Here is a 25647-nt window from a genome sequence, read left to right as displayed (position 1 = left end):
CTGGCCGACCGGGTATTCCGGTTGGAAGAAACTATCGGATAAGGGCGGTCCCGCGAGGGGCCGCCCTTTCTCGTGGGGCCCTTTCTCGTTGGGCGGCGACGGGGTTTGTAGCGGGCTTCGCGGCGAGCTAGTGGACCGGTGGATCGGTCCGCGGGACCTGATGCACCGGCGCGACCGGTTCGCCCGGATGGCGCGGCGGCATCGCATCCTCGGGCACGTCGTCGATCATCATGTCCGAACTCTCGACGTTCTGCAGATTGCGGACGCAGACCGTCAGCGTTTCTCCATCCCAGCGCAGCTCGTTGAAGCTGGGCGGGGTGGAACGGGTGCGTTTCGACAGCGTGCCCGCTCCGATCATCCGCACCGGGCCCTCGGCGGTTTGCTCCATAATGTCGAAGGCATCGTGGACATGGCCGCTGATGACCGCCTCGACCGGGCGTTTGGCCAGCGCACGCAGCGCCTTGCCGCCATTCATAGTCAGCGCGGTACCCTCCGTCCCCACTTCGCGCAGCGGGTGATGCACCGCAACCAGCGCCCGCGCACCGCGGGGCAGCACATCGATCGCCGCAAGGCATTTCTTCAGCGCCGCCTCGGTCACCCAGCCTTTTGACCAGTTGAATCGCGGCTGCGCACGCACCGCGGTCTTGAGCGGGACGATCGCCAGACCCGGCAGGTCGATCTCGCGTTCGACGTGCTCCGCCATTCCGTGAAACCGCTTGTAGGGTTTGAAGAACCGCTCGAGCAGGTTGAAATAGGGCATGTCGTGATTGCCTACCTCGACCGTGACCGGAACATCGAGCGACTGGATCCAGTGCGTCGCCGCGGCGAATTCGGCATGGCGTGCGCGCATAGTGAGATCGCCGGTGATCGCCACCGCATCGGGACGCTGCTCGGCGATCTCCTGCCTCACCCAGTCGATCGCCTCATTGTCCTCGAGACCGAAATGGATGTCGCTGAGATGGAACAGGAGCTTGCCGTCAGTAGCCATGGTGGGACGCTAGCAGATCGACTTCGCAGGGGGCCAGACCGAATTCGGCGCGGCTGCCAAGGCTGGCTGGTTCGCCGTCGATCAGGATGCCGAGCGGCTCGCCTTCGCAATTTTCCACCACCAGCCTGTCGACGAGGCCGAGCAGATCGTGCGGCCCTTCGCGAAAGCTGCGCCGCAGCAACGCCCAGCCCTGCTTCGCCAGTTCGGCAGGCGTATCGGCGTGGAAAGCATCGACCTGCATCCCGCGATGGCTCGGGGTCATCTCGATCAGCGGATAGCCTTCGCGGCGACCCAGTCGGGGTTCGGCGCAGCGCACCCGGGCACCCTCGGTGGTCTCGGTCATCGCCGCACTCGCCTTGGCGGTGGTTTCGGCCATATCGCCATCGCGCATCGCCTCGCGCACATTTGCCCAGGCCGTACCGGGGCCGATCAGCAGTCCGGCGAGCGCATCGCCCGCGTCGCAGCGCGCGACCTGCGGTCGCCAGCGCCGCATCGCGCCGCGCCGGTAGCGCTCGATGATGGTGGCCAGCTCGCTTTCCCCATGCATCCGGATGCTGAGCAGGTTCATCGTCCCGCCCGGCAGGACCAGCACCGCACCCGACCAGCCGTAGAGGCTCGTGATGGCGGCATTGAGCGTTCCGTCGCCGGTGAATACCGCCAAACAATCGATCCCCGCCGCATCCAGCTCGCTGGCGGTTGGGATATCCTCGTCGGGAAACCGGATGGTACGTTCGATCGACAGACCGGCGGTGCCGCAATGGCCCTGCAATTCGTCGAGCGCCGCTTCGCTGTTGCTGCCGCTCTTGGCGTTGGTCAGCAACCAAATTTTGTCGGGGAGGGTCATGGTGCCACAGCGCTGCTGCTGCCCATCCGGTTCCCGGACGATGGCGCAGCGCTCGTCATATCCTCCCGGTGAGGACCGCCCAGGCCGAGAAGGCGTTCAATGCGCTGTAGATCACATAGACCAGCGCCAGCCCCGGCCATCCATTGGCGACGAACAGCAGCGTCGACAGCAGGATCGCGAATTCCATCACCAGCGAGATCGGCACGGTCGAGCCGGGGCGCATCCATCCGATCCGCTCGATCATCGGATGCCCGCTCTCGAGCACTGCCTTGTGCATGGCGAAATTTGCGATTCCGAGCAGGAAGAGAACGATCAGGATCATCGACGGGCGTTCTCGCGCGTCCTTCGCCGATTGCCAAGACCCGTTCGTCAGCCAGTTCGCGTCTTTGGTCAGAAGGCCGCAATTTTCGTCGACGGAGAGGTGCGTCGACAAATGTAATCGGTCAAAACCGGTTCTGCGACGTACTCCTTTCCCCCCGAAGGAGGCGGTCGCGAGAAGGAGGAATTGAGATGAAACCGATCCTTTGCCTAGCGGCCGCCATCGGCCTCGCGATCCCCGCAGCGCCGGCGCTTGCGGGTGAAATCACCGTGAAATACGACGATCTGGCGCTTTCGACCCCCGAAGGTCAACGCACGCTCGACCAGCGGATCCATGCCGCGGCCCGCAAGGCCTGCCAGGCCAACATGCCGACGACCGGCACGCGGATCAAGAGCAGCGACGCGCAACGCTGCGTGGCAGAAGCCAAGCGTCAGGTAAGCCGTCAGGTCGCGGTCATCATGGAGCAACAGCGTTTGGGCGGCTGATTTCCCCAAGGTCAGCAACCCAGGGCCCCGGTCGATCCAGTCCGCGACCGGGGTCCTTATTTTGTGGCTGGATGCGTGTTCCGGGACACCGGTGGTCGGACGTTTAGCGTCCGGCCATCGCCTTGACCTTGGGCAGATAGGTCCGCCCGATCCGCAGTGCCTCGCCATCGTCGAGTTCGACCGACCACACCCCCAGCCCGTCGTGCCGCAATCCCTTGATCCGATCGCGGCGCAGGATGGTCGAACGGTGGATCCGGATGAACTGCGCGGGGTCGAGCCGCTCTTCCAGTCCGGCGATCGTCTGGAGCAGGAGGTAGGAGCGATCCTCTACATGCAGCCGGACGTAGTCGCGCTCGGCATCGATCCGGAAGACCTGTGCGGTTTCGATCCGGACCAGCTCGGAGCGATGCGGGATCCACAATTCGTCGAGCCAGTCGCTCTTCCTTCGCGTCCCCGCATCGCGCCGCGAGAGCGCGCGCTGAATGGCGCGCTCGAGCCGTTCGCTTTTCACCGGCTTGAGGACGTAATCGACGGCGTCGAGATCGAAAGCCTCGACCGCGTAATTGTCGTGCGCGGTCACGAATACGATGGCGGCGGGGCGGTCCTGCCTGGCCAGTTCGCGCGCCACCGACAGCCCGTCGACTTCGGGCATGGTCATGTCGAGCAGCACCAGATCGGGATGCAGCGCCTCGATCAGCCGCAGCGCCGCCGCCCCGTCGCTGGCGGTGCCTACCACCGACAGGTCGTCGATCCGGGCGCAGAGCACCTGCATCCGCTCGACCGCCAGCGGCTCGTCATCGACGATCAGCGTCCGCAGTTTCTCGTTTTCCGTCTCAGCCATGGGTCACCAGCGGTAGCCTAAGTTGGGTTTCGTAACCGTCGAGCGTCGCGCCCGAGACGATGCTCGCCTGCTCTCCGAAGCGCGCCATCAGCCGGTCGCGAACATTCGCGAGCCCGATGCCGAAGCCGCTCGCAGCGCCCGCCTTGCCGGGGCCGTCATCGGTCACGGTCAGCACCAGCCGACCATATTCCTCGCGCGCCGAGATCGTGACCGTCACCGGGCGGCGGCTGGCCGAAACGCCGTATTTGACCGAGTTCTCCACCAGCGGCTGGAGGATCATGCCGGGAACGCGATAGCCGCTGAGGTCGTCGGGCAATTCGAGCCGCGTCCGCAGCCGGTCGGGGAAGCGGGTGGTCTCGATCTCGAGATAGTGGCGCTGGAGATCGAATTCGTCCGCCAGCGGCAGGTCGGCGGTGGGGTCGTCTGCGAGGCTGTGCCGATAGAAGGCGGAGAGCGTCTGGATCATTTCCTCGGCCCGGTCGGCGCGCCCGGTCATGACCAGCGCGGAGAGCGAATTGAGCGCGTTGAACAGGAAGTGGGGGTTCACCTGATAGCGCAGACTGCGCAGCTCGGCGGCCTTCGCGGCGGTGCGGAAGCGTTCCTCGCGGCGCTGCGCCGCCTGCGCCTGCGCTCCCGCCAGCAGCGCGAGATAAAGCGCCGCCCAGGCGAGCAAAAGGAAATAGCGACCCAACGCGATATCTGTCAGCTGCTGCCAGCGATCCATCCCCGTCGGCGCTGGCGCCAGCACGAGCGTGCGCGGCGGCGCAACCGAGCCGGCCTCGCTCGCGCCCTGATCCCCCGCACGCTGATCGAGCGCCACGGGCGCTACGGCAGGCACATCCACGAGCAGGTTTCCGGCGTCGTCGCGATAGATGGCAACGCCCTGATCCTCGCCGATCTTCTTGGCCACCTGATCCTGAACCGCATCGAACATAACGCGGTTGACCTGCGCGATCGCCAGCGAGGCGGGCAGGGCAGCGATCAGTGCGACCGCGATTTTCACGGCAAGCGGCCTGGCTTCGACCAGCCGGATGACCAGCCACAAGAGCAGGGTGATCGCGGCACCCGCGAGGCACACGACGCCCCGGCGCCAGACCAGTTCGCCCTGCATCGGCAGATCGACCACCGATCCGCGCAGCGTGATCAGCAGGAAGTAGCACAGCCACAGCCCGAGGATCGACGCCAGGACGATGCGGAAGGGCACTCGGGTGATGCGCGCGGACAGAGCTGTTTCTTCGTTCACTGCCTGCCCCACTAGCCGCTCGGGGCTCCTGCAGGCCAGCGCGATGATCGAAGGGATCGTGCGGTTGGTCGATGGACTACCCGGAGGGGCCGCCAATCAGCCGAGCAGGTTTTCCTTCGCGATCCGTTCCTTCCACATCGCCGGCGCGAGCGTGTGGACGTTGTTGCCGCGCGCATCCACCGCCACGGTGACGGGCATGTTCTCGACCGTGAATTCGTAGATCGCCTCCATCCCCAGATCCTCGAAGGCGACGATCTGGGAGGCCTTGATCGCGCGGGCGACCAGATAGGCCGCCCCCCCGGTGGCCATCAGATAGGCGACCTTGAAGCGGCTGATGACCTCGACCGCATCCGCGCCGCGTTCGGCCTTGCCGATCATCGCCAGCAGCCCCTGATCGAGCATGGTCTCGGTGAACTTGTCCATCCGCGTCGCGGTGGTGGGGCCCGCAGGCCCGACGACCTCGCCCATCACCGGATCGACCGGCCCGACATAATAGATCGCCCGCCCGCGGAAATCGACCGGGAGCTCCTCGCCCTTGCGCAGCATCTCGTCGATCCGCTTGTGCGCCGCGTCGCGCCCGGTGAGCATTTTGCCCGACAGCAGCAGGCGATCGCCATGCTCCCAGCCGGCAACTTCCTCGGGTGTGAGATGGTCGAGATCGACCCGCTTGGCCGCGGCATCGGGCTGCCAGTTCACATCGGGCCAGGCATCGAGATCGGGCTTTTCGAGATAGGTCGGCCCCGAGCCGTCGAGCGTGAAATGAGCGTGGCGGGTGGCGGCGCAATTGGGGATCATTCCGACCGGCTTGCCCGCCGCGTGGCAGGGCCAGTCGAGGATCTTGACGTCGAGCACGGTCGAAAGCCCGCCCAACCCCTGCGCGCCGATACCTTGCGCGTTCACCGCATCGAAAATGTCGATCCGCAATTGCTCGAGATCGCTTTGCGCACCGCGCTGTTTGAGCTGCGCCATGTCGATCGGCTCCATCAGCGACTGTTTGGCGAGCTTGAGGCAATGCTCCGCCGTGCCGCCGATGCCGATCCCGAGCATCCCCGGCGGACACCAGCCCGCGCCCATCGAGGGGATCTGCTCGACCACCCAGTCGACGATATTGTCCGACGGGTTCATCATCTTGAACTTGGACTTGTTCTCGCTGCCGCCGCCCTTGGCCGCGACATCGATACCGACTCGGTCACCCGGCACCATCTCGACCGAGAGGACGCAAGGGGTGTTGTCGCGGGTGTTGCGGCGGGTGAAGGCCGGATCGGCGAGGATCGACGCGCGCAGCTTGTTCTCTGAATGGTTGTAGGCCCGCCGCACGCCTTCATCGACGACTTCCTGCAGGCTGAGCCGGGAATCGAGCCGGCAATCCTGCCCCCATTTGATGAAGACGTTGACGATGCCGGTGTCCTGGCAGATCGGGCGGTGCCCCTCGGCGCACATCCGCGAATTGGTGAGGATCTGCGCGATCGCGTCCTTTGCCGCCGGGCCCTGCTCGGCCTCGTAGGCATCGCCCAATGCACGGATGTAATCCATCGGGTGGTAGTAGGATATGAATTGCAGCGCATCGGCCACGCTTTCGATCAGGTCGTCCTCGCGGATCACTATCATGTCGCTCATCGCCCCTTTGCTCCGTTTCGCAGATTTGCCGTGGTCCTTGGCGGGGAAATCCCGATTGTCAAAGCGCTTGGCCGCAAAGGGCGTTCCGCCTACAGCATCAGGGCATTGCCCCGCCGTGTTATCTATGCAATACAGTACGCGAGCTCTTGGATAGAATCATGACCACCACACTCGACCGTCCCGCCGATTTTTCCGCCGCCCGTCGCGCGATGATCGACGGCCAGCTGCGCACCAGCGGCGTCAACGAACGCTTCGTGCTCGAACGCATGGGCGCCGTCGCGCGCGAGGATTTCGTCCCCGATCAGGCCCGCGGCACCGCCTATATGGACCGCGCGATCAGGCTGCCCGATGGCGGCTTTCTGCCCGCGCCGGTGTTCCATGGCACGATGCTCGAGGAAGCGCGTCCGCGGCTCACCGACAATGTGCTGATCGTCGATGGCGGTAGCGGGTATCTCGCCGAGCTTATCCGTCCGCTCGTCGCTTCGGTCGAATCGATTTCCGCCACGCAGGGTGCGCAGGGCAAGGCCGAGCTCGAAGCCGCCGATCTGCTGCTGATCGATGGCGCCATCGAACACCTGCCGCCAGAACTCGCCAGCCGCATCGTCGAGGATGGCCGGATCGTCACCGGCCTGATCGACCGCGGGGTCTCCCGCCTCGCCACCGGACGCAAGATCGGCCAGTCATTGAGCCTGCTACCGCTCGCCGAGATGGGCATACCGCGCCTCGGCCAGTTCGACCGTCCGGCGAGCTGGAGCTTCTGATGCAACGCTGGGGGGTGGCTCGTATCGGCCTGTCCGGCGCAGCGCTGGCGCTCGTGCTGGCTGCACCCGCGAATGCCGATACGCTCCAGGAGGCTTTGACGCAGGCCTATTTCAGCAATCCGACGCTGGCGGGCGCACGCGCGCAGCAACGCGCCACCGACGAGAACGTAGCGATCGAACGCGCCGCCGGACGCCCCGGCGTGACCGCCACCGGCAGCTATTTCGAGTTCGTGAAGCGCAATTCGACCAGCTTCACCGCGCCGGAACGCGCCTTCTCGGTCGGTGCCGATCTGTCGGTGCCAATCTATTCCGGCGGTGCCGTGAAGAACGCCATCCGCGCCGCCGAAACGCGCGTCGGTGCGGGTCGCGCGGATTTGCGCGGAACGCAAAGCGCGCTCTTCAGCCAGGTCGTCGCTGCCTATATGGATGTCTTGCGCAACGAGGCCGTCCTGGGCCTCACCGCCAATCAGGTCGAAGTGCTAGGCGTCAATTTTCAGGCGACCAGCGACCGGTTCGAGATCGGCGACCTTACTCGTACCGATGTGGCGCAATCGCAGGCCCGGCTGGCGCTGGCCCAAGGCGATTTCCGCGGGGCGCAAGCCAATCTGATCGCGGCGCGCGAAACCTACATTCAATTGGTCGGCGCGGCGCCCGACGATCTCCAGCCGCCGCCACCGCTTCCCGGGCTTCCCGATTCGGTGGCCGTGGCCGTGGACGTGGCACTGGAGAACAATCCCGATCTGATCGCAGCCCGCGAGCGCGCGGATGCCTCCGCGCTCGATATCGACGTTGCCGGTGCAGGGCGCCTGCCGCGGGTTTCGGTCGTCTTCGGCGGCGACTACCAGAACTTCGCCGGGACCCTGGGCGGAGTGGTCGCTCCCGGCGAGGTCGCCATTCCCCAGACCACGACGGCCGCGCAGGCCGGGATCCAGCTCTCGATACCGATCTTTCAGGGTGGCCGTCCCGCCGCGCTCCAGCGTCAGGCGCAGGCCCGTTCTGCCGGAGCGCTTGAACAGGTCATTGCGGTCGAGCGCGATGTGATCGCACAGGTCCGCGCCGCCTATTCGAGCTGGCAGGCTTCGCTCGCGATCATCGAGAGCTCGTTGACTGCGGTCTCTGCCGCCGAACTCAGCCTCGAAGGCGTTCGCGCGGAAAATTCCATCGGCAACCGCACGATCCTCGAAGTGCTCAACGCCGAGCAGGAACTGCTCAATGTCCGGGTCGAACTGGTGACCGCGCGGCGCAACGCCTATGTAGCGGGTTTCAGCCTGCTGGCGGCGATGGGACGCGCCGAAGCGCGCGATCTGGGCCTCGCCGAGGAGGGCGTGCTCTACGATCCGGTGGTCAATTACGACCGGGTGCAGGGCAAATGGTGGGACTGGTCCCGGGATCCCGACCCGGTGGTGGAAAGCACCAGCACCGCGGACCTTCCCGCCGCGACCGCGGAAATAGGCCCGGTCGACGATCGCGAGAGCGATTCCATTTATTAACCTCGTTCCACGATGCTATGCGCCGATTCGCGACGTTGCGAAGGCACAGGCGGCAAGCAGGGGCGAATGACTATGCATCAACCGGGTGAACCGTCGGTCGAAGAGATCCTCGACTCGATCAAGAAGGTGATCGCGCGCGACAACCGCGCGGGTGCCATGACGACCCGGCGCGAGCGCACGCGCGCGCCAGTGGGGGGCGCCAAAATGGAAGCCTCCGATGCAGGCGAAGCCGAGGAAGTTCTCGAGCTCGGTGAAGAGGCCATGGTTGCGCAAGGATCAGAGTCGGCACAATCCGATGTCGATGATTTAGCCGAGGACTCCTACGAGGATGACGACGCGCCGCTGACCACCGACACAGTGCGCGCATCGATGCAGCAGAATTTCGAGGCACTGGCGATGATCTCGCGGCCCGGCAAGCAGCCGCAGATTGTGCGTTCGGGCGAAACCTCGCTCGAGGCGCTGACCCGTGAGTTGCTGCGCCCGATGCTGGCGCAATGGCTCGACGACAACCTGCCCGACATGGTCGAGGAACTGGTCAAGGCCGAAATCTCCCGGATCGCCGGCAAGCGCGACTAAACACCGCCCGCGCAATCGCGCTTAACTTTGCCGCGCGGCGCGGCTACGTCCGAGCCATGAACAAACGCTTCGGGCTCGCAACCCTCGCCGCCGGCGCCGCCTCGCTCTCGCTCGCAACCCCGCTCGCCGCGCAGGTGCAGCCTGCTCCGCAAGGACAGGAGCAGGGCCAGGACCAGCGCCCGGCGATGACCGCCGCCGATCTGGTCACCATGCCGCGGCTGGGCGCACCCAGCGTTTCGAAGGACGGCAATCTGGCGGTCTATCCGGTCACCAGAACCGATCCCGAGAGCTTCGCGCGCAACAGCGAATTCTATCTCCACAGTCTGGCCGTTCCCGGCGCTGCGCCCGTCCCGCTCGATCTCGGCGGTCCAGCCAACAGCGCAATGTTCGGCGCCGACGGCTGGCTCTATTTCCTCTCGGGCCGTCCGGTCTCCGAAGGCGGCGAGGAGCGCAGCCGGTTGTGGCGCATCCAGCTCGGGCCGCAGGGAATCGTCGGTACGCCGATGCTCGCCGCCGACCTTCCTTCGGGGATCGAAGGCTTCGCGCTCGCGCCCGAAAACGCCGCCGTGGCGGTCTGGGCGGAAATCGCGCGCGACTGCCCGACATTCGGCTGCGAGGGCGATGGCACTGCGCATCTGACCGGCCCCGGCGATGGCTTGCTCTATGAGGGCGACGCCGGTTTCATCCGTCACTGGGACAGCTGGGAAACCCCGGGCACCTTCAGCCGCGTGTTCGTCTTCGCCATGGAAGACGGCCGGGCGGCGGGCGAGGGCCGGGCGCTCGATGGCGCGGTCGGTGCAGGCGGTCCTACCGGCGACACTCCGACCAAGCCATTCGGCGGCGGCGAGGATGTGGCCTGGGCGCCGGATGGTTCAGGAATCTATTTCGTCGCCCGCGAAACCGGGGCGAGCGAGCCGACATCGACCAATCTCGATATCTGGTGGTATGATCTGTCGGGCGCGGCGCCGACCAATCTGACCCTGAGCAACGAGGCCAGCGATGCGCTGCCCACGCCTTCACCCGATGGCAAATACCTGGCCTATCTGGCGATGGCGCGACCGGGTTACGAATCGGATCGCATGGTCGTCCAGCTGCGCGATCTCGCGACGGGGCAGACCCGCGCACTGACGCCGGATTTCGACCGCAGCTTCTCGACGCTCGCCTGGACCCCCGATTCGCGCTTTATCGTCGCAACCGCGCAGGATGTGCTCGACACCCCCGCCTTCCGCATCGACCCGCGCGACGGTTCGGTCGAACGGCTCGACCTGATGGCGGGTCATGAAGCGCATATCGGCAATGCCACCCCGCTTGCGGGCGACCGGCTGCTGTTCACCCGCGATTCGATCGGCGCGCCGCCCGAGCTCTACCTGTCGAGCGGCTGGGAGCAGGCCGAACCGCTGACCGATGTCGCCTCGACGCGGGTAGGCCAGCTTGCCTCCATCGTTACCGAGCGCTTCAGCTTCGCCGGCGCCGAGGGCACCACGGTCTGGGGCCAGATCACCAAGCCCGAGAATACCCAAGGCCTGCTTCCAGCCATCCTCTACGTCCATGGCGGCCCGCAGGGTTCGTTCAACGATGGCTGGTCGACCCGCTGGAACCCGCGCGTGCTCGCCAGCCAGGGCTACGCGGTGATCTCGGTCGATTTCCACGGCAGCACCGGATACGGACAGGCCTTCACCGACGCCATAAACCGCGACTGGGGCGGCAAGCCGCTCGAGGACCTCCAGAAGGGCCTTGCCGCCGCTCTCGCGCTCGATTCGCAGATCGACGGGACACGCGCCTGTGCCATGGGCGCTTCCTACGGCGGCTACATGATGAACTGGATCGCCGGACAATGGCCCGACCGGTTCGACTGCCTGGTCCAGCACGACGGCTTGTTCGACATGCGCAGCTTCTATTACGCGACCGAGGAACTGTGGTTTCCGCGCTGGGATTTCGGCGGCAGTTATCAGGAACAGACCGAAACCTACGAGCGCTGGAACCCGGTCAATTTCGTCGACCGGTGGCAGACGCCGATGCTGGTGATCACCGGTCAGAAGGACTTCCGTGTCCCCTATACGCAGGGGATCCAGAGCTTCACCGCGCTGCAGGAACGCGGCATTCCCAGCCAGTTGCTGGTCTTCCCCGGCGAAAACCACTGGGTGCTGGCCGCCAAAAACTCGCTGCAATGGCACGACACCGTCTTCGCCTGGCTCGATCGCTGGCTGAAGCCCGACGGTGAATAGGCCCGACAAATCGGTCGAGAAAGCGCGCAGCGCGCTCGCCAAGGTGGCCGGGGACGGGATCGACCGACACATTTTCCTGTGCGCGCTGGCCGAGAAGCAGAAGTGCTGCTCGCGCGAGGAGGGCAAGCTTGCCTGGAGTTTTCTCAAGACCCGCCTCAAGCAATTGCGCCTTGCCGGGCCGCGCCGCGCCGATGGTTCGGGCGGCTTCCAGCGGACCAAGGCCGACTGCCTGCAGATCTGCGCAGGCGGACCCATCGCGCTCGTCTATCCCGATTACGTCTGGTACCATTCGTGCACGCCCGAGGTGCTCGAGCGGATCATCCAGGAGCATCTTATAGGGGGTGTTCCGGTGGAGGATTACCGGCTGCGCCCTCTGGGCTGAGCGGGATCAACCGTCGCGGGATTTGTCGTCGATCGAATCGTCGTGGCCCGTACCCGACGACAGAAACACCAGCCCCATCAGCGCGCCAGCCAGCAGCATGGTGAAGCCGATCCCCAGCGCGATCGCGATGTAGTAATGCACCGAGGCGGCGCTCTCGCCATCGTAGAGCAGCGCGATCGCGATTCCGACGACACCTATCGTCACCAGCAGCATGAAGCGCATCAGGCGCCGATAACGCGCCCAAGCGTAGGCGGCGGTCTGGGGATCGTCGAGCGGGGAATTGCGGGCCATGGCGCCCTCCATGCGCATGACAGGGTTCAAGTGCAAGGTTGGCGCGGCCTGCCGCTCCCGACGGGCGGGACTGCGATTCGCCTTTTGGGGCCGAAAGTGGCATTCTCATGCAAGAACCGGCAAACGGTCATGGGAGAGATGCGATGGATATTGCCAAACTGATCGAATGCCGCGCGAGTTCGGAAATCGTGACTTGCGATGTCGACATGCCCGTGCGCGATGTCGTCGCGCTGCTCGACAGTCGCAGGATCGGCGCCTTGCCGGTGATGAAGGCCGGAGAGGTAGTAGGCATCTTTTCAGAACGCGATGTCGTTCATCGCATGGCCAGCGAAGGCGCGGCCTTTCTCGAACAGGTCGTGGGCGATGTGATGACCTCTCCCGCGATTACGGTCGAGCGCGGGACCAAGGTCGACGATGCCCTGGCGTTGATGACACACCGCCGGATCCGCCATCTGCCCGTGCTCGACGGGGCCACCATGTGCGGGTTCGTTTCGATCGGCGATCTGGTGAAATCGCGGATCGACGAGATCGAGATTGAGGCCGCGCAGATGCGGCAATATATCAGCACCGCTTGAGTGCGGCCCTCGGGCCTCCTACATCAGGGACATGGCCGATATGCTCACCTTGACCCCTTCCGCTGCGAAACGCGTTGCCGCGATCGCTCAAAAGCAGGCCAAGCCTGCGATCCTGCGGCTCTCGGTCGAAGGTGGCGGCTGTTCGGGCTTCCAGTACAAATTCGGCCTGACCGATGGCGCCGATGGCGACGACATGGTCAGCGAGACCGAGGGCGTAAGGCTGGTGGTCGATCCGGTCAGCCTTGATCTGGTGGCTGGCAGCACGGTCGATTTCGTCGAATCGCTTGGCGGGGCGGCCTTCAAGGTCGAGAATCCCCAGGCAGCGGCAGGTTGCGGCTGCGGTTCCAGCTTCGGGATTTGAATTAGACCGCTGCGGTGCTTTGCGGCACAAGCCCCGCCATGAAAATTGCCACATTCAACATCAACGGGATCAAGGCCCGGCTGCCCCGTCTCAAGGAGTGGCTCGAGGAAACGCGCCCGACGGTCGCCTGCCTGCAGGAGATCAAGACTCAGGACGAGGGCTTCCCCGCCGACGAGTTCGAAGCGATCGGCTACAAGGCGATCTGGCACGGGCAGAAGGGCTTCAACGGCGTCGCGATCCTGGCCGACGGGATCGAACCGGTCGAGACGCAGCGCGGGCTGCCGGGCGATCCGGACGACGAACACGCGCGCTATCTCGAGGCCGATGTCGGCGGGGTGCGGGTGGCGTCGATCTACCTGCCCAACGGCAATCCGCAGCCGGGCCCAAAATTCGACTACAAGCTGGCGTGGATGGAGCGGCTGCGCGCGCACGCCGCCTCGCTGTGGGCGCAGGAAATTCCCACCGCGCTTGTCGGCGATTTCAATGTCATCCCCGAGGACAAGGATGTCTGGTCACCTCGGGCGATGGCGAATGACGCTCTCATGCAAACCGAATCGCGCGACGCCTACGCCCGGCTTCTTGCCGACGGCTGGACCGATGCGGTGGATACGCTCAATCCGCGCGGCGGGGTGTGGACCTTCTGGGACTATCAGGCAGGCGCCTGGCAGCGAGACCATGGCTTCCGCATCGACCATCTGCTGCTGTCGCCCGAACTGGCCGACCGGCTGTCGGCCGTGGGCGTCGACAAGGAACACCGCGGCCGCGAGAAGGCCAGCGACCACGCCCCGGTCTGGGTGCAACTCAAGGACTAGCGGCCGCCCCCAAAAGGGGCAGTCGCTCCGTCAGCGATAGAAGATATGCGTGTTGATCCGCGCGCGGGCCTGCTTGCTGCGGCTCCAGCTCGGGCGGACGTAATTGGCATGGAAATACAGCGAATCATCTGCTTCGCTTTCCCACATGCCCTGATGCGCGATCCGCGCGATCGCCTTGGCGCGTTGCCAGGCCGACGAACCCTGGCGGATGCTCGGCATGCGACCGTTCTTCACGAAAGAAAATTGCGAGCGCTGGTGGACGACACCGCAATAGCTCGCCGGAAACTGACGCGATTCGCTGCGGTTGATGATAACCTGCGCCACCGCGAGCTGGCCGGTAAGCGGTTCGCCGCGCGATTCGAAATAGACCGCGCCGGCTAGGCAATGCAGCTCTTCGGAGAGCGCGCCGTCGGTCGGGGTCACGGAAACAAGCGCATGAAGCGTGGTCGCGCTCGGGATCTCATCCGCAGCCAAAGAGTCTGATCGGGTGGAGGGTTCGTCGCTGAGATCGTCTTCGGCCGGGATCGGCTGGACCACCGGTTTGGCGACGAACACCGGCATCACCTCTTCGGTGAGTTCGGTCGATTCGGATGCGGATTCCGATTCTTGCGCAAATGCGCCGGAGGTTTCGGCTCCGGCGAAGGTAAGTACAGTGCCAGCGGCTACGGCCGCCACAGTGGCAGTCATCGTCTTGCGAACCATTATTTTGCAATACTGTGCGGTGGACGGACCCGTCGCAGGCTGGAACCGGACGCCGGATAACGGGCGCCTTCAAAATCGGTTCGTCACGGGCCTGCCGGCCATCCCCCGTCTGCGCGCTTGCCAATCGACCCTATTGCCGCACCAGCCGCCTGCGCTCACGAAGTCGGCGGGCAAATAGTCTCAATTGTAATCATGTCAAGCTAAGCGGGCAACGATGCGACAAAGCGGTCTGCATCGTCGATATCTAGCTCGATGATCCAGCAATCGGGGTCCTGGGTGCTCCGGCGGACGATGTATTCTTGAATTTTACTCGGATTTTCAATATCTTCTGCGTTGGTTACTTCGAAACTGCGGCTCCCGTCTAGCTGCGGCATCCGTTCCCACAACCGCAGATTTCCGCCACGTTGCAGAGTTAACAGCAAGATCGTTCCCGCATCCCGTTCGCCGCGCGCAACCACGGTTCCGAAGCCTCCGTCGGACTGCGCCATCCGCAGAATGGCTGAAACCTCGAGATGGGCCGGAAGCCGCGCGCCCATCGCTCAGTCCTCGCCGGACGAATAGCCGGGCAGGCTGGAGAGAGCGATTCGCGAGCGCATGAAGGTGCCCGTTCCCCGCCCGATCTCCTCGCCGGTACCATCGACCAACCGCGCTTCCGCCACCAGCACCCGCCTCCGGCCGCTGATCCAGCGCCCTTCCGCCACCACCCGACCCGCGCGCACCGGCTTGGTGAAATGAAGGTTGAACGAAGTGGTCAGCAGAAAGCGGTCGGTCGCCAGCGTGTTCGCCGCATAGAACGCCGCATCGTCGAGCATCTTGAAATAGATCGTCCCGTGGGCGGCACCGGCTGCGTGATAGCTCGCTTCCGTAACATCGAAGGTGATCCGCGCGCTGCCTTCGCCGAGAATGTCGAGCGAGGAGGCGAATTTCGCGTTGATCGGCGCCGCGCCGTACAGCCGCTCCAGTGCGCGGTAATGCGTATCGGCGCCGCTCATCGAAACCCTGCCCTTGTCCCTCTTGTTCGACCCGCGCGGATCAGCGCGGCTCAACCCAGCCGATCGTTCCATCGCGGCGGCGATAGACCATGTTGTGGCGCCCGCTGGCGGCGTTCTTGAAGAACAGCGCTCCGGTGTCGCGCAAATCGAGCATCATCACCGCATCGGCGACGCTCGCTTCGGGGATATCCGCCGTGGTTTCCGCGACAACCGCGGGCGCATCGTCCTGTTCGGTTTCTTCCTCGACCTGGGACCCGGCGAAGATCGTGTAGTCGGCCTGCTCTCCGATTTCAGCGGGGGTGGACTGGGCGTGATGATCCTGGACCCGGCGCTTGTAGCGGCGCAGCTGCTTTTCCATCTTGCCCGCCGCCTGGTCGAAGGACTGGTGGACATCATGCGCCTCGGCATGCGCCTTGAGGATCAGACCCTTGCTCACATGGGTGATGATATCGCTGCTGAAGGCTCCGCCAGCCGCCTTGCCGAAGGTGACATTGGCGGAATGCGCGCGGTTGAAATACTTCTCGACCATACCGTTGAGCCGGTCGGTGACGTAATCCCGCAGCGCGCTGCCGGTGTCGATCTGGTGCCCAGAGACGCGGATATCCATAGCAATCGTTCTCCTCATTCTTCCGTGCAGATCCCGATCCGGCTTCGTCCATCGGAATGTCTGTTTCCGGTGCGACTACCGCTGCCAGAGAGGCTGCTGCATCTGTGATAGAAAGGCTGCATGACGTGCCAGTTCCTCGCCCGAGGCCGAATGCGGGCGCGGTGCACGGTATTCGCCGGTCGGAGCACGGCGGATGCGCGCCTCGCTCAGGCCAGGGGTGACACGCGCTTCAACCTCGGCGGCGAGCGCCAGCCCGATCTGTCGCCCGCCTTTTAGCTCGACGTAGACTTGCGCGAGCAGTTCGGCGTCGAGCAGCGCGCCGTGCTTGACCCGGTGGCTGCGATCGATCCCGTAACGCGAGCACAGCGCGTCGAGCGACAGCTTGGCGCCCGGATGGCGCTTCTTCGCCAGCGAGACGGTGTCGATCATCCGCGTAAGGCAGACCGCCTCAAGCCCGCACAGTCCGAGCTCGGCATTGAGAAAACCGAAATCGAACCCGGCATTGTGCGCCACCAACGGGGAATCGCCGATGAAATCGAGCAGCGCGGATGCACCGTCGCGGAACAGCGGCTTGTCCGACAGGAAGGTCGCGGACAGCCCGTGAACAGCCTCGGCCCCTGCGGGCATGTCGCGTTCGGGATTGTAATAGGCGTGGAAGCTCTCGCCGGTCGGCACGAGATCCACCATCTCGACACAGCCGATCTCCACCATCCTGTCACCGGTTTTCGGGTCCAGTCCGGTCGTTTCGGTGTCGAAGACGATTTCGCGCATTGCTGAGCCTATCGACCCGTTTTGCCGCAGATTCAAGGGGACGAAAGCTTCAAGACGACTGGGCGCGATCCTCGCGCAAGCGCTCGATCAGGGCGCGGACCTGCGCTTCTGTCTCCGCGAGCGGTACGCCGGTGGGGATCATATGGTCTGCAGCAGCGCGCTTGTCGGCATCGGGAGTCTGGAGCGAGAGGATATGCGCAAATTTGTCCTCGGTCATACCCGGGCGCGCCAGCACGCGGCGGCGCTGGACATCGGCGGGCGCGGAAACCACGATCACACTGTCGACCTGGCTCACGCCGCCTTTCTCGAACAACAGCGGAATATCGAAGACCACCATCGGGGCGCCGCCGTGCTCGATCAGGAATTCGACCCGGCGCGCGGCCACCGCCGGATGGACGATCGCTTCCAGACGCGCGAGCGCTGCCTTGTCGCCAAACACATGTTCTCCAAGCACGTCGCGTTTGACACCTTCGGGTCCGGTGCTGCCGGGAAATGCCGCCTCGATCGCGCCGACCAGTTCCCCGCGGGGACCCTGCATCGACCGCACCACCGCATCGGCATCGAACACCGGCACGCCGGCGCTTTCGAACATCGCGGCGACGGTCGATTTGCCCATGCCGATCAAGCCGGTGAGCCCGAGGATCAAGGGGCGAGTCACGCTGTGAGTCTTTCGCGCAGCTGGGCATCATGTTCGCGCGGTGGGGGCGCGCCGAAAAAATGCTCGAACGCGGTGGCCGCCTGGCCGATCAGCATGGCGAGCCCGTCGATGGTCGCAAACCCGATCCGCTCGGCACCGCGCAGGAAGGCGGTGTCGAGCGGATCGGTGACGATATCATAGGCGATGCTTCCGGGCGGGGCATGGCTCCAGTCGAAGGCGAGCGGCGGCTGCCCCCGCATCCCGAGCGGGCTGGCGTTGATCACCAGATCGCAACACCTCGCGCGGTCGTCGAAAGGGAAATCGGTTGTGCCCTCGAAGGCCGCCAGTGAGACGGGATGATGCTCGCCGTCGGGCGCCAGCTCCTCGAGCAGCGCGCGCGCCTTGTCGGGATCGCGACCGGCGAGGACCAGCGTAAATCCTCTGTCCGCAAGGCCCACCACGATCGCGCGTGCCGCCCCGCCGGTGCCGATCACCCGCGCCATGCGGAACAGGTGTTGCTCGTCCAGATGGTCCGCAAGCGGCTCGAGAAAGCCGCCGACATCGGTGTTGCGGCCGACCAGCGCGCCATCCCTGGCACAGTGGACGGTGTTGACCGCGCCCACCCGGCTGGCAAGCGGTTCGACCCGGTCGAGCAGCGGTATCGCCGTCTGCTTGTGAGGCATGGTGATGTTGCACCCGCGCCAGTCCGGATCACCGCGCCGCTTGGCAAAGTATGCGGCGAGACCATCTGGCGCGACGCGGGTAGCGCGATACTCGCCCGCGATCCCGAGCTTATCCAGCCAGAAATTATGAATCGCAGGCGATTTGGATTGCGCGATCGGGTCGCCGATCACTTCGGCATAGGGTACGCTCATTCGGGCAGGATTCCCTGTTCGCGCAGCGTGGCAAGCACCTGCAACAGGGGCATGCCAAGCACGGTGAATTGGTCGCCCATCACGCTATCGAACAATTGCACCCCGGGACCTTCGATCCGGAACACCCCGACACAATAGGAAACCGCAGGCCATTCCGCATCGAGATAGGCGGCGATAAACTCGTCACTCAGTGCCCGAACGCGGAGCCGCGCGAAGTCCGACCCGACCCACAAAATCCGTCCGTCCTGTGCCAGTGCGGCGGCGCTGTCTAGGGTCATGCTCTTGCCCGAAAAGAACCGCAGGTGCTCGGCGGCCTGTTCGCGGCTGGCGGGCTTGTCGAAGCGGCGCCCCTCGACCTCGACCAGCGAATCGCTGCCCAACACGGGAGCGCCGGGGTGCAGAACGGATACTGCCACAGCCTTCGCAGCCGACAGCGCCTGGGCGATCTCTTCGGGCTCGGCGCCCTCCATTTCGGTTTCGAGCGCGCGCTCGTCCACATCAGGGGCTTCGACCTCGAAGCGCACACCGGCGGCCTCCAGCATCGCCTTGCGCGACGCGCTGCCCGAGGCGAGAATCAGCCCGCTTCCTCCCAAGCCACCGCCCATACCAACGCTCGCACCAACGCTCATATCGGCTTGACCCCTTCGAAAGACGTATCGTCGCGCCGCTCGCGGTCGCCCAGCAGCTTGACGATCGCGGCGGCGGTTTCCTCGATCGAGCGGCGGGTGACATCGATTACCGGCCAGCCATTGTCCGCGAACATGCGGCGGGCGAATTGCACCTCGGAGGTCACGTGCTCGGAATCGACATAGGAAGTCTGGCTGCGCTCGTTGAGCGTCAGCAGGCGATTGCGCCGGATCTGCACCAGCCGCTCGGGTGCGCTGGTCAGCCCCACCACCAGCGGATGACGCAGGTTGAATAGCGATGGCGGCGGCGGGCTTTCGACCACCAGCGGAATGTTAGCGACCTTGTAGCCGCGATTGGCGAGATAAATGCTGGTCGGGGTCTTGGACGAGCGCGACACGCCCACGAGCAGGATATCGGCCTCTTCCCAATTCTCCCAACCGATCCCGTCGTCATGCGCGATGGTGAACTGGATCGCCTCGACCCGGTCGAAATAGGCCTGGTCCATCAGATGCTGGCGCCCGGGCCGCCCCTGCGCCTCGCGCCCCAGCGCACCCTCGAGCGCTGCGGTGACCCCGTCGAGGACCGCAACGGCGGTGAGCGATAGGGTGCGGCAATGCTCCTCCAGCCGGCCGCGCGTTTCAGGATTGACCAGAGTGTAGAGGACGATACCCGGGTTGGCCGAGAGCTCGGGGACGATCCGGTCGAGATGCTGGCGCGAGCGCACCATGGGCCAGAAATGACGCTCGACCTCGGCGTCCTCGAACTGGGCGATCGCCGCCTTGGCGATCATCTCCAGAGTCTCTCCTGTGGAGTCCGAAACGAGGTGGAGATGGATACGGCTCACTGTGGCTCCTGGCCCTGTGGAGAAGCTCCGGCATAAACCACGGGACAGGCCTGACGACAAGTTGGGAGCCGATTCCATACCCACTGCGAGTCCTTTCCTCCCGTCGCTTGTCGACAGCACGAGAGGGATGTGAACAGGCTGGGGACAGCAGGCATAAGTATGACTCGACTCCATCACGACAGCGAGTCGGATCGGTTGGCGAGCCTTTGCATCGCGGGAGAAATCGGGCAGGAACCCGCTATGCCCGATGTCCACAGGGCCAACTGACTCCATCAATCTATATATAAATCTAATTTTTTTGGATTGGACTCGCACGATGCCCGGTCTCCTGCTCGACACTCTTGCCGGCAAGCGCTCGGCTAAGCCCCCCGTATGGCTGATGCGCCAGGCGGGTCGCTATCTGCCCGAATACCGCGCGCTTCGTGCCGAAAAAGGCGGTTTCCTCGATCTTGTGTACGACAGTCCCGCAGCGATGGAGGTTACGCTCCAGCCGATCGAACGCTTCGGTTTCGATGGCGCGATCCTGTTTTCGGATATTCTGATCGTTCCGCATGCCATGGGCCAGCATCTCGAGTTCCTGGCGGGCGAGGGACCCAAGCTGTCACCCACGCTGGTCGATACAGATCTTGAGGCTCTGCAGGCCGATCCAAGCCGCTACGAGCCGGTCTACGAGACGGTGCGGCTGTGCCGGGCGCGGCTGAGCGACCAGGTGACCATGCTCGGCTTTGCCGGGAGCCCCTGGACGGTCGCGACCTACATGGTCGCCGGGGAGGGCAGCCGCGACCAGCACGATGCGCGCGCACTGGCCTATCGCGATCCGGGCGCGATGCAGGCGATCATCGATGCCATCGCCGATCAGACGATCGGTTATCTTTGCGGCCAGGTCGAAGCGGGCGCCGAGGCGGTCCAGCTGTTCGACAGCTGGTCGGGCAGTCTGGCGCCGAGCGAGTTCGAGCGCTGGGTCATTGCTCCCAATGCGCGGATCACCGCGGCATTGCGGGCGCGCTTCCCCGAGCTGCCGGTAATCGGTTTCCCCAAGGGTGCGGGCGAAAAACTGCCGGCCTATGCCCGCGAAACCGGGGTTCAGGCGGTCGGGGTGGACGAAACGATCGATCCCGTCTGGGCGGCGCGCGAATTGCCCGAAGGCATGCCGGTGCAGGGCAATCTTGATCCGCTGTTGCTGCTGGCGGGCAGCGATGAACTGGAGAAGCGCTGCCGGGTGATCCTCGATGCCTTTGCCGACCGGCCGCATGTGTTCAATCTTGGGCATGGCATCGACCGCCGGACGCCGATTGCCCATGTGGATCGGCTGCTGGCCTGCGTCAGGGGGTGACGCGGGCGTGCATGCTGCCTAGATGGGCTGGCGATGCAGGATATTCTCTCGATGACCTATTACTGGCTCAAAGCCGGTCACCTGATTTTCGTGATCTTCTGGATGGCGGGGCTGTTCATGCTGCCGCGCTTTTTCGTCTATCATCAGGAGGCGCCCGCCGGATCGGACGAGGCTGCGCGCTGGGTTGATCGCGAGAGCAGGCTGCTCAAGATCATCCTGACGCCGTCGCTGGTGGTGGTGTGGATTCTGGGGCTGGCGCTGGTCGTCACGACAGGTGCCCACACCCAGGGCTGGTTTATCGCCAAACTGGTGCTGGTGCTGGCCCTGTCGGGTTATCACGGCTGGATGAGCGCCTATGCCAAAAAGCTGGCGCGCGGCGATTATGCGCTCAGCGGGCGCAATCTGCGGCTGCTCAACGAGGTCCCCGGGCTTGCCGCTGCGCTGATCGTGGTGCTCGCGGTGATCAAACCCTTCTGACCGGCTGATCAGTCTGCGCGCGCATTGCCGATTGACGCAGGCGCAGCGCGGTCCTAATTCCGCAACCACTTCACCGGTTACAGGTCCCGCGTTCCGCCGGGTCCGGGTCCGCTTTCCCCAAGCACGTCCTGCGCATCGTCTCAGGGCACAAAGACCTCCCGGCCATTCCCCTATTGCAGCCCCTCAATTGTTCGAGACACTCCATGCATCTCAAGGATCTGAAAGAAAAACCGCCGGCCGACTTGGTCGCGATGGCCGAGGAACTCGGTGTCGAGGGCGCGTCGACGATGCGCCGGCAAGATCTGATGTTCTGCATCCTGCGCGAGCTCGCCGAGGATGAGGAATACGACGAGAAGATCATGGGGATCGGCACCATCGAGGTGCTGCAGGATGGCTTTGGCTTCCTGCGCAGCCCCGAGGCCAATTACCTCGCCGGGCCCGACGATATCTATGTGTCCCCCAATCAGGTCCGCAAATGGGGCCTGCGCACCGGCGACACGGTCGAAGGCGAGATCCGCGCACCCCGCGAAGGCGAGCGCTATTTCGCGGTGACCAAGCTGACGCAGGTCAATTACGAAGACCCCGACCAGGTCCGCCATCGCACCAATTTCGACAATCTCACGCCGCTCTATCCCGACGAGAAGCTCTCGCTCGACACGCTCGATCCGACCGTGCTCGACAAGTCGGCGCGGGTGATCGACATCATCTCGCCGCAGGGCAAGGGCCAGCGCGCGTTGATCGTGGCGCCGCCGCGCGTCGGCAAGACCGTGCTGTTGCAGAACATGGCCAAGGCCATCACCGACAACCACCCCGAGGTGTTCCTGATCGTCCTGCTGATCGACGAGCGGCCTGAGGAAGTCACCGACATGCAGCGTTCGGTGAAGGGTGAGGTCATCGCCTCGACCTTCGACGAACCCGCCAACCGCCACGTCCAGGTCGCCGAAATGGTGATCGAAAAAGCCAAGCGGCTGGTCGAGCACAAGAAGGATGTCGTCATCCTGCTCGATTCGATCACCCGGCTGGGCCGCGCCTACAACACCGTGGTGCCCAGTTCGGGCAAGGTGCTGACCGGCGGTGTCGATGCCAATGCCCTGCAGCGCCCAAAGCGTTTTTTCGGCGCCGCACGCAACATCGAAGAGGGTGGCTCGCTCTCGATCATCGCCACCGCGCTGATCGACACCGGCAGCCGGATGGACGAGGTCATCTTCGAGGAATTCAAGGGCACGGGTAACTCGGAAATCGTCCTCGACCGCAAGGTTGCCGACAAGCGCATCTTCCCCGCGCTCGATGTCGGCAAGTCCGGCACCCGCAAGGAAGAGCTGCTGGTCGAGAAGGACAAGCTCTCCAAGATGTGGGTGCTGCGCCGCATCCTCATGCAGATGGGCACGATCGATTCGATGGAATTCCTGCTCGACAAGATGAAGGATTCCAAGACCAACGAAGACTTCTTCGAGACGATGAACCAGTAGGCCGCGGATCGCTTCGCCGGCGGGATGCGGGCGAGGCGATCACGGTTAACCGGTTGCTAGGGAAAGCTGTGCAAGTGACTGGCGCATAAAGGAATACGCCATGGAACGCATGTTATACACCAGCCGCGCGTGTACGGTTCTCGCGAGCGACGATGTCTTCCGGATCATCGAGACCTCGGCGCGGAACAATCCTTCGCGCAATGTGACCGGTTTCCTGATCTTTCATCAGGGCCGGTTTCTGCAGTTGGTGGAAGGCGAGGCACAGGCGCTCGACGGGTTGCTCGAGGTCCTGAAGCGCGATCCGCGCCATTACGGCCTCACCGTCCATTACCGCGAGCCCGCGCTGACACGGTGCTTTCCCAATTGGCGAATGCGGCGACTTGGGTCATCGGCGCAAGCGGGAGAGGAAATCCTCGGAACGCTGGCTCGCCACCCAATCGGCCCGCACTGCATGAATTTGGTGAGTGAATTCCTGACCTACGGCCAGCTTGGCTCGCTGAAACGGTCCGCCTAGGCTTTTATTTGCGCCAATTGCGCGGCCATCATTCCCCAGACCTTGTTCACCGCCTTGAGCGGCCGGATCATCACTTTGAAATCGGTAATCATCCCGTCCTCGTCGAAGCGGATGATGTCGACGCCATTGACTGCGATCCCCTCCATCTCGGTGGTGAATTCGAGCATGGCGTTCTCGCCGTCGACCAGTTCGCGGACATAGCCGAAGCTGTCGTTGGCAAGCGTCTGTCCGGCGGCTGCGAGATAGGCCACCACCAGATCGCGCCCGCGCTGCGGGGTGTGGACCACGGGAGAGTGGAACACTGCCTCGGGATGGATGATCGTTGCGAGGTCTGCGGGCGAGCTACCCTCGGCCATCACTCTGTGCCACCGCTCCAGGCCCTTGTGTGCGCTCATTCCGCTCTCCTGAAGCTGTTTGCGCGGGCGGCCTGCCAATGGCGCGCCAGCGGGGTATCATCCGCGTTGTGCAACAGGCTGCCGGCTTCGACAAAGGTGTAAATCCGGTCCACCGCGTCGGAACGGGCGCCGTTGAGCCTTTCGCGCATGTCATGCGGGCCGATATCCCATGGCGATTCGAGCCCCATGGCGACCACGATCTCGCGCAGCGAGTGGAGCGTCGCCTTGTGGAAACGTGCGACGCGCGGGGCCTTTTCCTCGATCACCAGGCCGCGCTGGCGCCATTCTTCCTGCGTCGCGACCCCGGTGGGGCAGTGGCCGGTGTGGCAATTCATCGATTGGACGCAGCCCAGCGCGAACATGAAAGGCCGCGCAGCGTTGCACCAGTCCGCTCCCAGCGCGAAGGATTTGGCCATCTGCGCGCCCGAATGGATCTTGCCCGCCGCGGCGATCTTGACCCGGTCGCGAAAATTGGTGCCCACCAACATGTTGCGAACGAATATCTGCCCTTCGCGGAGCGGCATGCCGACTGAATTGCTCAATTCGAGCGGTGCCGCACCGGTACCCCCTTCCGCACCGTCGACGGTGATGAAATCGGGATGCAGGCCGGTTTCAACCATCGCCTTGCCGACGGCGAAGATCTCGTGTGGTTGGCCGACGCATAATTTGATGCCCACCGGCTTGCCGCCGGAGAGCTCGCGCAGCCGGGTAAGGAATTCGAGCAATTCGATCGGGGTTGAGAAGGCCGGATGCGCCGCAGGCGAGATCACCGTCTCGCCGACGGGCACCCCGCGTGCCTCCGCGATTTCCTTCGTGACCTTGGCCCCCGGCAGGACGCCGCCATGGCCAGGTTTGGCGCCCTGGCTCAGCTTGACCTCAATCATCTTTACCTGATCGGGAGCGGCATTGTCGCGGAATTGCTCGGGGTCGAAGGAGCCATCCGGCTGGCGACAGCCGAAATAGCCGCTTCCCAACTCCCAGATCAGATCGCCGCCGGGCTTGCGGTGATAACGGCTGATGCTCCCTTCGCCGGTGTTGTGCGCGAAACCACCAAGCTTCGCGCCCTGATTGAGCGCTTCGATCGCCCGCGCCGAAAGCGATCCGAAGCTCATTGCCGAAATATTGAGCAGCGAGGAGGCGTAGGGTTTGGAACAGGATCCCGCGCCCACCTCAACGCTCCAGTTTTCCGGAATCTCGGCGCGCGGGACGATCGAATGGCCGAGCCACTCGTATTCATCGGAATAGACGTCGAGCTCTGTCCCCATCGGATGCGAATCGAGATCGCCCTTGGCGCGAGCATAGACCAGCGAGCGCTCCTGGTGGCTGAAGGGGCGCCCTTCGAGATCGCTCTCCACCAGATAGGCCTGCGCGAAGGGGCGCATATCCTCCATGAGCCAGCGAATTCGCGCGAACAGGGGGTAGTTGCGGCGCAGTGTGTGTCGCCGCTGGACTGCGTCCCACAGGGCGATGACGGTCATGGGCACGAGCAGCCAGAGGGCTGGGTTGAGCGGTACCGACAGCCACGCCAGCGCGGTCAGCGCCAGCAGCAGCGCGGGGATGACATAACGTGCCGGGAGCCGATGCAAGGCGTCGC

Annotated in this window: 31 protein-coding genes; 13 read left to right on the top strand and 18 right to left on the bottom strand. The window is 64.5% G+C overall.

Annotated features, from left to right (window positions below; genetic code table 11):
* Positions 1-127: 127 nt before the first annotated feature.
* From A9995_RS05665 to A9995_RS05655, 3 genes are read right to left on the bottom strand one after another with little or no spacing between them, the layout of a single operon-like run.
* The gene (locus A9995_RS05665) at positions 128-988 is read right to left on the bottom strand and encodes a metallophosphoesterase (protein WP_067610182.1); all 861 of its coding nucleotides are present in this window, start codon (positions 986-988) and stop codon (positions 128-130) included.
* On the bottom strand, positions 978-1832 hold the full coding sequence (locus tag A9995_RS05660) for a diacylglycerol kinase family protein (RefSeq protein ID WP_067610181.1): 855 nt from the start codon (positions 1830-1832) through the stop codon (positions 978-980). Before A9995_RS05660 ends, A9995_RS05665 begins: the two co-directional genes overlap by 11 nt.
* 55 nt (positions 1833-1887) lie before the next feature.
* Positions 1888-2154 (bottom strand): hypothetical protein, encoded by a 267-nt coding sequence (locus A9995_RS05655; RefSeq protein ID WP_067610179.1) that lies wholly within the window; start codon positions 2152-2154, stop codon positions 1888-1890.
* 188 nt (positions 2155-2342) lie between these two features.
* Between A9995_RS05655 and A9995_RS05650 the strand changes: the two genes are divergently transcribed.
* Positions 2343-2636 carry a UrcA family protein gene (locus tag A9995_RS05650; RefSeq protein ID WP_067610176.1) on the top strand — a complete coding sequence of 98 codons (294 nt, stop codon included), beginning with the start codon at positions 2343-2345 and terminating at the stop codon, positions 2634-2636.
* 103 nt (positions 2637-2739) lie between these two features.
* Here the strand turns inward: A9995_RS05650 and A9995_RS05645 are convergent, their stop codons facing one another.
* The 3 genes from A9995_RS05645 to A9995_RS05635 form a co-directional block, all read right to left on the bottom strand.
* On the bottom strand, positions 2740-3477 hold the full coding sequence (locus A9995_RS05645) for a LytTR family DNA-binding domain-containing protein (protein WP_067610174.1): 738 nt from the start codon (positions 3475-3477) through the stop codon (positions 2740-2742).
* Complete coding sequence (locus A9995_RS05640; protein ID WP_233998099.1) at positions 3470-4720, bottom strand: sensor histidine kinase; 1251 nt, start codon at positions 4718-4720, stop codon at positions 3470-3472. The genes A9995_RS05645 and A9995_RS05640 overlap by 8 nt, the downstream gene beginning before the upstream one ends.
* 96 nt (positions 4721-4816) lie before the next feature.
* On the bottom strand, positions 4817-6328 hold the full coding sequence (locus A9995_RS05635) for a fumarate hydratase (protein WP_082992519.1): 1512 nt from the start codon (positions 6326-6328) through the stop codon (positions 4817-4819).
* A 167-nt stretch (positions 6329-6495) separates the two neighbouring features.
* Here A9995_RS05635 and A9995_RS05630 point away from each other — a divergent pair, with 167 nt between their 5' ends.
* From A9995_RS05630 to A9995_RS05610, 5 genes are all read left to right on the top strand, one after another.
* A complete protein-coding gene (locus A9995_RS05630; protein ID WP_067610172.1) occupies positions 6496-7098 on the top strand; it encodes a protein-L-isoaspartate O-methyltransferase in 603 nt (200 codons plus the stop codon).
* A complete protein-coding gene (locus tag A9995_RS05625; RefSeq protein WP_067610171.1) occupies positions 7098-8588 on the top strand; it encodes a TolC family outer membrane protein in 1491 nt (496 codons plus the stop codon). Before A9995_RS05630 ends, A9995_RS05625 begins: the two co-directional genes overlap by 1 nt.
* A gap of 72 nt (positions 8589-8660) precedes the next feature.
* The gene (locus tag A9995_RS05620; RefSeq protein ID WP_067610170.1) at positions 8661-9164 is read left to right on the top strand and encodes a DUF2497 domain-containing protein; all 504 of its coding nucleotides are present in this window, start codon (positions 8661-8663) and stop codon (positions 9162-9164) included.
* A gap of 56 nt (positions 9165-9220) precedes the next feature.
* Entirely contained in the window at positions 9221-11389 is a 2169-nt protein-coding gene (locus A9995_RS05615; protein WP_067610168.1) for a S9 family peptidase, read from the top strand.
* On the top strand, positions 11382-11771 hold the full coding sequence (locus A9995_RS05610) for a ferredoxin (RefSeq protein ID WP_067610166.1): 390 nt from the start codon (positions 11382-11384) through the stop codon (positions 11769-11771). Before A9995_RS05615 ends, A9995_RS05610 begins: the two co-directional genes overlap by 8 nt.
* A gap of 6 nt (positions 11772-11777) precedes the next feature.
* On the opposite strand, the gene A9995_RS05605 is transcribed toward A9995_RS05610, so the two are convergent.
* A complete protein-coding gene (locus tag A9995_RS05605; protein ID WP_067610372.1) occupies positions 11778-12062 on the bottom strand; it encodes a hypothetical protein in 285 nt (94 codons plus the stop codon).
* Positions 12063-12205: 143 nt separating this feature from the next.
* On the opposite strand from A9995_RS05605, the gene A9995_RS05600 reads away from it, so the two are divergent.
* Genes A9995_RS05600 through xth form a run of 3 tightly spaced genes read left to right on the top strand, consistent with a single transcriptional unit; the run spans position 12206 to position 13810 of the window.
* Positions 12206-12637 (top strand): CBS domain-containing protein, encoded by a 432-nt coding sequence (locus A9995_RS05600; RefSeq protein ID WP_067610164.1) that lies wholly within the window; start codon positions 12206-12208, stop codon positions 12635-12637.
* A gap of 31 nt (positions 12638-12668) precedes the next feature.
* Positions 12669-12998 (top strand): iron-sulfur cluster assembly accessory protein, encoded by a 330-nt coding sequence (locus A9995_RS05595; RefSeq protein WP_067610160.1) that lies wholly within the window; start codon positions 12669-12671, stop codon positions 12996-12998.
* 38 nt (positions 12999-13036) lie between these two features.
* Positions 13037-13810: an exodeoxyribonuclease III gene (gene xth / locus A9995_RS05590; protein WP_067610158.1), complete on the top strand. Its 774-nt coding sequence runs from the start codon at positions 13037-13039 to the stop codon at positions 13808-13810.
* 30 nt (positions 13811-13840) lie between these two features.
* On the opposite strand, the gene A9995_RS05585 is transcribed toward xth, so the two are convergent.
* The 9 genes from A9995_RS05585 to A9995_RS05545 all read right to left on the bottom strand — a co-directional run bounded on the left by A9995_RS05585 (position 13841) and on the right by A9995_RS05545 (position 19865).
* Positions 13841-14497, bottom strand: coding sequence for a cell wall hydrolase (locus tag A9995_RS05585; protein ID WP_233998098.1), 657 nt, complete (start codon positions 14495-14497; stop codon positions 13841-13843).
* Positions 14498-14712: 215 nt separating this feature from the next.
* On the bottom strand, positions 14713-15048 hold the full coding sequence (locus A9995_RS05580) for a DUF1491 family protein (protein WP_067610154.1): 336 nt from the start codon (positions 15046-15048) through the stop codon (positions 14713-14715).
* A 3-nt stretch (positions 15049-15051) separates the two neighbouring features.
* Positions 15052-15504 carry a PaaI family thioesterase gene (locus A9995_RS05575; protein WP_067610369.1) on the bottom strand — a complete coding sequence of 151 codons (453 nt, stop codon included), beginning with the start codon at positions 15502-15504 and terminating at the stop codon, positions 15052-15054.
* 40 nt (positions 15505-15544) lie between these two features.
* Positions 15545-16111, bottom strand: a complete 567-nt coding sequence (gene hpf, locus A9995_RS05570; protein ID WP_067610152.1) for a ribosome hibernation-promoting factor, HPF/YfiA family — start codon at positions 16109-16111, stop codon at positions 15545-15547.
* Positions 16112-16186: 75 nt separating this feature from the next.
* Entirely contained in the window at positions 16187-16882 is a 696-nt protein-coding gene (gene dnaQ / locus A9995_RS05565; RefSeq protein WP_067610150.1) for a DNA polymerase III subunit epsilon, read from the bottom strand.
* Between the two features lie 49 nt (positions 16883-16931).
* A complete protein-coding gene (coaE, locus tag A9995_RS05560) occupies positions 16932-17540 on the bottom strand; it encodes a dephospho-CoA kinase (protein WP_067610148.1) in 609 nt (202 codons plus the stop codon).
* Positions 17537-18394 (bottom strand): shikimate dehydrogenase, encoded by an 858-nt coding sequence (locus A9995_RS05555; RefSeq protein WP_067610146.1) that lies wholly within the window; start codon positions 18392-18394, stop codon positions 17537-17539. Before A9995_RS05555 ends, coaE begins: the two co-directional genes overlap by 4 nt.
* Entirely contained in the window at positions 18391-19023 is a 633-nt protein-coding gene (locus tag A9995_RS05550) for a nucleoside triphosphate pyrophosphatase (RefSeq protein WP_233998097.1), read from the bottom strand. Before A9995_RS05550 ends, A9995_RS05555 begins: the two co-directional genes overlap by 4 nt.
* Positions 19020-19865: a pyruvate, water dikinase regulatory protein gene (locus tag A9995_RS05545; RefSeq protein ID WP_067610144.1), complete on the bottom strand. Its 846-nt coding sequence runs from the start codon at positions 19863-19865 to the stop codon at positions 19020-19022. The genes A9995_RS05550 and A9995_RS05545 overlap by 4 nt, the downstream gene beginning before the upstream one ends.
* Positions 19866-20181: 316 nt before the next feature.
* Between A9995_RS05545 and hemE the strand changes: the two genes are divergently transcribed.
* From hemE to A9995_RS05525, 4 genes are all read left to right on the top strand, one after another.
* Positions 20182-21198, top strand: coding sequence for a uroporphyrinogen decarboxylase (gene hemE, locus A9995_RS05540; protein WP_067610142.1), 1017 nt, complete (start codon positions 20182-20184; stop codon positions 21196-21198).
* Positions 21199-21231: 33 nt separating this feature from the next.
* A complete protein-coding gene (locus A9995_RS05535; protein ID WP_067610139.1) occupies positions 21232-21675 on the top strand; it encodes a CopD family protein in 444 nt (147 codons plus the stop codon).
* A 203-nt stretch (positions 21676-21878) separates the two neighbouring features.
* The gene (gene rho / locus A9995_RS05530; RefSeq protein ID WP_067610137.1) at positions 21879-23144 is read left to right on the top strand and encodes a transcription termination factor Rho; all 1266 of its coding nucleotides are present in this window, start codon (positions 21879-21881) and stop codon (positions 23142-23144) included.
* A gap of 100 nt (positions 23145-23244) precedes the next feature.
* On the top strand, positions 23245-23658 hold the full coding sequence (locus A9995_RS05525) for a BLUF domain-containing protein (RefSeq protein WP_067610135.1): 414 nt from the start codon (positions 23245-23247) through the stop codon (positions 23656-23658).
* Here the strand turns inward: A9995_RS05525 and A9995_RS05520 are convergent.
* Positions 23655-24053, bottom strand: coding sequence for a nuclear transport factor 2 family protein (locus tag A9995_RS05520; protein ID WP_067610134.1), 399 nt, complete (start codon positions 24051-24053; stop codon positions 23655-23657). The genes A9995_RS05525 and A9995_RS05520 overlap by 4 nt on opposite strands.
* Complete coding sequence (locus tag A9995_RS05515; protein WP_067610131.1) at positions 24050-25639, bottom strand: FMN-binding glutamate synthase family protein; 1590 nt, start codon at positions 25637-25639, stop codon at positions 24050-24052. Before A9995_RS05515 ends, A9995_RS05520 begins: the two co-directional genes overlap by 4 nt.
* Between the last annotated feature and the right edge of the window lie 8 nt (positions 25640-25647).

The organism is Erythrobacter sp. QSSC1-22B (assembly GCF_001678665.1).
GTDB lineage: Bacteria > Pseudomonadota > Alphaproteobacteria > Sphingomonadales > Sphingomonadaceae > Qipengyuania.
The sequence above is the reverse complement of the archived record's forward strand: the minus strand, read 5'-3'. Positions and strand labels throughout refer to the sequence as shown.